Origin of the sequence: Mycobacterium sp., from assembly GCF_050701675.1 — a bacterium.
GTDB lineage: Bacteria > Actinomycetota > Actinomycetes > Mycobacteriales > Mycobacteriaceae > Mycobacterium.
Window position 1 is genome coordinate 1 of record NZ_JBOGDD010000157.1, and the last position, 2225, is coordinate 2225.

Annotated in this window: 2 protein-coding genes and 1 pseudogene; 2 read left to right on the plus strand and 1 reads right to left on the minus strand. The window is 65.9% G+C overall.

The window, feature by feature from the left end:
• A partial coding sequence (locus ACRDUX_RS04535; RefSeq protein WP_526411440.1) for a helix-turn-helix domain-containing protein occupies positions 1 to 329 on the plus strand: 329 nt, incomplete at its 5' end.
• A gap of 9 nt (positions 330 to 338) precedes the next feature.
• Here ACRDUX_RS04535 and ACRDUX_RS04540 read toward each other — a convergent pair.
• Positions 339 to 839: an Lrp/AsnC family transcriptional regulator gene (locus tag ACRDUX_RS04540; protein ID WP_526411442.1), complete on the minus strand. Its 501-nt coding sequence runs from the start codon at positions 837 to 839 to the stop codon at positions 339 to 341.
• A gap of 131 nt (positions 840 to 970) precedes the next feature.
• Between ACRDUX_RS04540 and ACRDUX_RS04545 the strand changes: the two are divergent.
• Positions 971 to 2225: pseudogene (locus ACRDUX_RS04545) on the plus strand (indolepyruvate ferredoxin oxidoreductase family protein); the annotation flags it as partial.

Here is a 2225-nt window from a genome sequence, read left to right on the forward strand (position 1 = left end):
GGGCCGAACTATGGGCTCTTGTTCAGGAATCGGGTTCTGCTGCAAAGGAAGTCGCGTTGAGCGACGAACTGCACGCGCGCATCTATCCCGTTACGCCGGGACGTACCGAGGATGGTGTCGTCTTGGTAATTCGGCGTGGCGTGCCACGAGGGCTGGCGGTTTCGGCGCAGGCACCCGCACTCAAGCTCGGTCCGCTTGAGCAGGCGGAGCGCGATGTCATCGCCGAGACTCTCGCCGAATGCGGCGGCAACAAGACCGAGGCCGCCATCCGGCTTGGGCTCTCCCGCGGCACCCTCTACGCCCGACTGCGGCGTTATCGCTTGTCATAACCTCAAGTCTCAGGGTTTGGGAGTGGAGCGTCCCCAGCCAGCGTCGCGAGTCGCCTCATCGAGCAGCGGTATCACCCGATAGGGCAACGGTGTGGTCAGGGCCAGCGTGGTGCTCGAGTGCACCACGCCGGGGAGGGCGAGGATCCGCTCGACCAGCTCCTGGAGTTCGGCCTGTGTGGCCGTGGCGACCCGAACCAGCAGATCCTCGCGGCCGGTCGTGGCGTGCACCTCGAGCACCTGAGCGATCCGCGCGAGACCGGCCACCACAGACGACATCCCGACCTGGTTGATCTCCAAGGCGATGAACGCTTGTACCGCAAACCCGGCCTGGGCGAGATCGAGGCGGGGCTGGTAAGCGGTCAACAGACCGGACTCTTCCATCCGGCGCACCCGTGACTGGACCGTATTGCGTGATACGCCCAACGCCGAGGACAGTTCGACTACGCCGGTGCGTGCATCGTCGGTCAACCTGCGCAGAATCTCCAAGTCGAGCCGGTCGATGCTGATCATTCTTCCTACCTTGGGTGGTGACGGCAGCCACTAACTGCACAATCGGATCTGTTGATGTCGGATCAGTTGACCTGACTGTAGCCAAGGCTGAGGCTTAGAGGAACCGATCGATCAGCTTTGGAGGTGCGTCCATGACCGACCTTGCCGACAACCCGTCTGTCCCCGCCGAGTTCGATCTCTCGTCGCGATACTCGGTGACCTCAGGTCCGGTGCTGATGACCGGTGTACAGGCCATCGCCCGCCAGTTGGTGGAACAGCACGAGCGGGACCGGCGGACCGGCAAGCGCGTCGCCACCTTCGTTTCCGGCTATCAGGGCAGCCCGCTGGCCGGCCTCGACAAACTCCTGGCCGGCCTCACCGAGCTGACTTCCGTGCACGACGTACGCCTAGTTCCCGGCGTGAACGAGGAACTCGCCGCCACCGCGGTGTGGGGCAGCCAGCTGGAACTCCCCAAGGGCCGGCGTACCCACGACGGGGTCGTCGGCGTTTGGTATGGCAAGGGACCCGGCCTAGACCGGGCCAGCGATGCGCTGCGCCATGCGGCGATGTACGGCGCGCATCCGACGGGTGGTGCGCTGGTACTCGTCGGCGACGATCCCGCCGCCAAATCGTCGACGGTGCCCGCCGCCAGCGAGCGGACGTTGGCTGCGCTGTCGATGCCGATCTTCTTTCCCCGCAACGCGGAAGAGCTCATCGCCTTCGGGCTGTACGGCATTGCGTTGTCCCGGGCATCGGGGTGCTGGTCTGCGTTGAAGATCGTCGCTGACGTTGCCGACGGCGTCTGGACGCTCGACCGGGACTTCGCCGACTTCGCCATCACCGTCCCGACGATCAAGTGGGACGGCCGCCCGTGGACCTACCGCCAGCGCATTTTGGCCGCTCCGGCCGACAGCCTGTTGGCAGAAGCAGACCTCTACGGGCCTCGCTGGGAGCTGGTGCGGGCGTTCAATGCCGCCAATCCGATCGACACGATCGAGGTCAACCCGGCCCAAGCCTGGCTCGGCATCGTCGCGGTCGGGACCGCCTACGACTCGGTACGCCAAGCACTGACCGACCTCGGCCTCACCGAAGCCGACCTGCTCGACTCCGGGATCCGCATCCTGCGGGTCGGTATGCCCTACCCGCTCGGCGTCGGCAAGACCTGCCTGCTTGCTGCCGGGGTCGACAAGGTTCTCGTCATCGAGGACAAAACCGACTTCGTCGAGTCCCAGGTCAAAGATGCGCTCTACGGCCAGGATTCCGCCCCGTCCGTGCTCGGCAAGCGCGACGTCGACGGTCGCCCGTTGATCCCCGCCGACGGCGAATTGACGGCCGCTCGCCTGGCCGCACCGCTGCGCAGGATCCTGTCCGAGCGCATGACCGTAACGGCGCCACCCCCACCGCCAC

Excerpts from the sequence above, each read along its gene's own strand:
- ACRDUX_RS04540 (WP_526411442.1), bottom strand. The coding sequence starts at position 839 with ATGATCAGCATCGACCGGCTCGACTTGGAGATTCTGCGCAGGTTGACC.